At 68.3% G+C, this 3,294-nt stretch carries 4 protein-coding genes; 2 read left to right on the forward strand and 2 right to left on the reverse strand.

The features are described 5' to 3' along the window. Nucleotides 1-138: 138 nt before the first annotated feature. Both AB0I68_RS38860 and AB0I68_RS38865 read left to right on the forward strand, forming a co-directional pair. Complete coding sequence (locus AB0I68_RS38860) at nt 139-996, forward strand: ASCH domain-containing protein (protein ID WP_363182166.1); 858 nt, start codon at nt 139-141, stop codon at nt 994-996. Nucleotides 997-999: 3 nt separating this feature from the next. Further along, the gene (locus AB0I68_RS38865; RefSeq protein ID WP_363182167.1) at nt 1,000-1,569 is read left to right on the forward strand and encodes a hypothetical protein; all 570 of its coding nucleotides are present in this window, start codon (nt 1,000-1,002) and stop codon (nt 1,567-1,569) included. A gap of 101 nt (nt 1,570-1,670) precedes the next feature. On the opposite strand, the gene argF is transcribed toward AB0I68_RS38865, so the two are convergent. Continuing rightward, complete coding sequence (gene argF / locus AB0I68_RS38870) at nt 1,671-2,663, reverse strand: ornithine carbamoyltransferase (RefSeq protein WP_363182168.1); 993 nt, start codon at nt 2,661-2,663, stop codon at nt 1,671-1,673. A gap of 275 nt (nt 2,664-2,938) precedes the next feature. Continuing rightward, the gene (locus AB0I68_RS38875; RefSeq protein ID WP_363182169.1) at nt 2,939-3,199 is read right to left on the reverse strand and encodes an aminotransferase class I/II-fold pyridoxal phosphate-dependent enzyme; all 261 of its coding nucleotides are present in this window, start codon (nt 3,197-3,199) and stop codon (nt 2,939-2,941) included. Nucleotides 3,200-3,294: the final 95 nt, after the last annotated feature.

Here is a 3,294-nt window from a genome sequence, read left to right on the forward strand (position 1 = left end):
CCCATCCGCATATCTCACACACCACGGATACAGCCACCCACCCACACCCAGCAGCGACTTCGCAACAATTCACCCCAACGAGCTGAAGTCAGTAAGGGTCCAGCCAAGGCAAGCCGAAACCCTGTGGAGCCCGCCTGCGTGGCGTGGAATGCTCTTGGGCGACTGCTGAAGGAAGGGAAGGTCAAAAAGGTGTACGTCCCGTCATCTGCACGAGCTCTCGATGATGATGAGCGTGAGCTCGTGGCGCTGGCACGCCGCACCATAGACGCGCATACCGACGCCGGGCCCGACGAGGATGGGATCCACACGGTGGGCGCCGCGGTCATGGCCGCCGACTACCGGATGTTCGCTGGCGTGAACCTCTACCACTTCACCGGCGGGCCCTGCGCCGAACTCGTAGCTCTGGGAGCTGCGCGGGCCCAGGGCGCCCGCCAGATGCGCTGCATCGTCGCCGTGGGAAACCACGGGCGCGGGGTCATCGGCCCGTGCGGGCGCGATCGGCAGGTCTTCGTGGACTACTACCCCACCATGCGCGTGATCGTGCCCACCCCCGCGGGGCTCAGGTCCGTGCTCGCCGCCGACCTGATGCCGCTGGCTCAGCGATGGACCCCGGAGGCGGGCATGAACGGTCTCGACCCATTGCTCTACCAAGACCCCGAGACGGCCGGTCCCCCGATCATTCGGTTCAACCCCCGCTACCTCGAAGTCGTCCGCTCCGGCGCCAAGACCAAGACCACCCGATTTCGGGACCCGGCGCAGCTCGGCTCGGCACGGCTGGTGTTTGAGAGCGACCCTGAAGTCGTCCTGTCGGCAGAGGTGACCGGCATCAGGCACTGCCTGGTCAGTGACCTCACCGACCGGGACGCCCAAGCTGAAGGGCTGACGACCGCAGCCGAACTCCGGGAAGCTCTCAAGGGCCACTACCCAGATCTGGCGGGAACCGACGAAGTCGACGTCATCACCTTCCAGATCAACGACAAGAAGGGCGCCGCTTAAACCGTGGATGCGCTCCGCGCACTGGAGGACGTCCGGCGGGCGGTCGACGCGGGGGTGCGCGGTTTCATCCTGCACGACGAGGGCCTGCTGTCGATCCTGGCGCGGCTGCGGACTGCGGGAAGACTGCCAGCGGACACCCACCTGAAGATCTCCGCGCAGTGCGGGCTCGGGAACGGCGCGGCGGCCCAGGTGCTGGAGTGGCTCGGGGCCGACAGCCTCAACCCGGTACGCGATCTGACACCTCCGATCACCGCGGCGCTGCGGCAGTCCGTGCGGATCCCGCTGGACGTGCACGTGGACAACACGAAGACCTCGGGCGGTTTCATCCGGACGTACGAGGCACCGGAGTTCGTACGGGTCGTCTCCCCGGTCTACCTCAAGACCGGCAGCAGTGCCCTGGCCGGCCACAGCACCCGGGCAACGCAGGAGCAGACCGAAGGCAAGCTCCGACAGATGGAGATCACCGTGGAGTTCATGGCGCGCCACCACCCGCAGGCTCGCCAGAGCCCGGCCGAGGCTCTCGCAGGCTCTGGCGCAACTCCACCTTCGGCAGGAGCACCAACGATGCCGTGATCCCAGGCCGCTCTGCGCCTGTCTGAAACAAGGAAGTCGAGCCGGGTCGGCGCCGGCGCCGGGTCTGGGCCTGAGCGCGGCGACCGCGGCCATCTCGGCGGTCAGGTTGTGCGTCGGCGGGCTGTGGTGATGAGGGTGTGAAGGACCGCCTGGGCGGTGGGGAGCCGGTTCTCCGCCTGGCGCCACACGAGGGAGCGGGGGCCGTCGAGCACCTCCGAGGTGATCTCCTGCCCGCGGGTGGCGGGCAGGCAGTGCATGACCACCGCCTCGCGGGGAGCATGGGCGAGCAAGGCGTCGTCGACCCGGTAGGCGGCCAGGCGTTCGGTCCGCTCCTCGCGTTCGTGGCCTCTGTCCATGGGGACCCATACCTCGGCGTAGACGGCCTGCGCGGCGCCGACGGCCTCGATCGGCTCAGCGGTGAGGGACACGGAACCGCCGGTCTGCGCCATCAGTGAACGGGCCTCGCCGAGGATATCCGCGTCCGTCTCGTAGCCGGGTGGGGCGGCGATGGTGAGGTGCATGCCCGAGGCCGCACACGCCGCGAGGAACGAGTTGCACGTATTGCTCGTGCCGTCCCCGACGAAGGCCGCGGTCATCCCGGCCAGGGTGTCGAAGTGCTCGCGCAGCGCGAGGAGGTCAGCCAGGGACTGGCAGGGATGGTGGGTGTTGGACAAGGCGTTGATGACCGGCACCGTCGCGGCGTCGGCCATCTGCTCCACCATGGCGTGCTCGAAGGTGCGCACCGTGATCGCGTCGAGATAGGACGACAGGACACGGGCGGTGTCGCCCACACTCTCGCCATGACCGAGCTGCAGTTCCTCGCGGTTCAGCACGATGGCCGCCATGCCCAGGCGATGAGCGGCCGTGGCCAGCGACACGCGCGTCCGCGTGGACGGCTTCTCGAAGACGCACCCGATGGCGCCCCCGCGCAGATCGCGCTCCCACCCCAGCGGCTCCTGCTTCATGCCCACCGCCAGATCCAGCAACTCCGCCAGGGTCTGGGGGTCAAGGTCGCTCACCCGCAGCAGATCGTCGGGGACTTTGCCCGTCACCGCCGGATGGCCGGCCTCAGGCGCGGGAATCGGCTGGGTCATCGCGGTTCTCCGGCTTCGTTTGCGCGGTCGGGTCTCTTTGCCGTCAGTGTGATCGGCTGCCGACGGGGCCCGCGGACACCTCCCGGCGGGTGAACCGCACTGGCCGCGATCACACCGTCACCGGCTCTTGTACTTACCCACCGCGGTGTCGACGCACGCCCTGCGTGAACACCCTGACAGGAATGTCCTCTGCTGACCCGGACCAGGCGACCAGGCGCCGGCCGCGATGTGCGCTGTCCCATGTGGGTCCTCGTTCTGCGAGCGGGATACAGACGTCACCAAGAAACGGCGGTGATCCGTCGTACGGCCTCACGGATCAGGTCGGTTCCGGCACAGGCCGTGAGGCGGGCGTATCCCTCACCGCCGGGGCCGAAGCCGTTCCCCGGGATGGTGAGCACGCGGGCCTCCTCCAGCAGCTTCTTGGCGAAGCCTTCGCTGTCCGTGCCGGCGGGGCAGCGGACCAGGCAGTAGAAGTTTGCCCGGGGTCGCAGCACCTCCAGGCCGGCCCGCTCCAGCCCGTCGAAGAGCAGGCGCATCGGAAGATTTCAAGTCCAGTGAGACGGTCGTGACGCTATGAGGTTTGTGGTGTGGGTTCCCGGCGCTTGGCCGGGTCGTTGATCCATGCCTTCTG

The organism is Streptomyces sp. NPDC050448 (genome assembly GCF_040655295.1).
Taxonomy (GTDB): Bacteria; Actinomycetota; Actinomycetes; order Streptomycetales; family Streptomycetaceae; genus Streptomyces.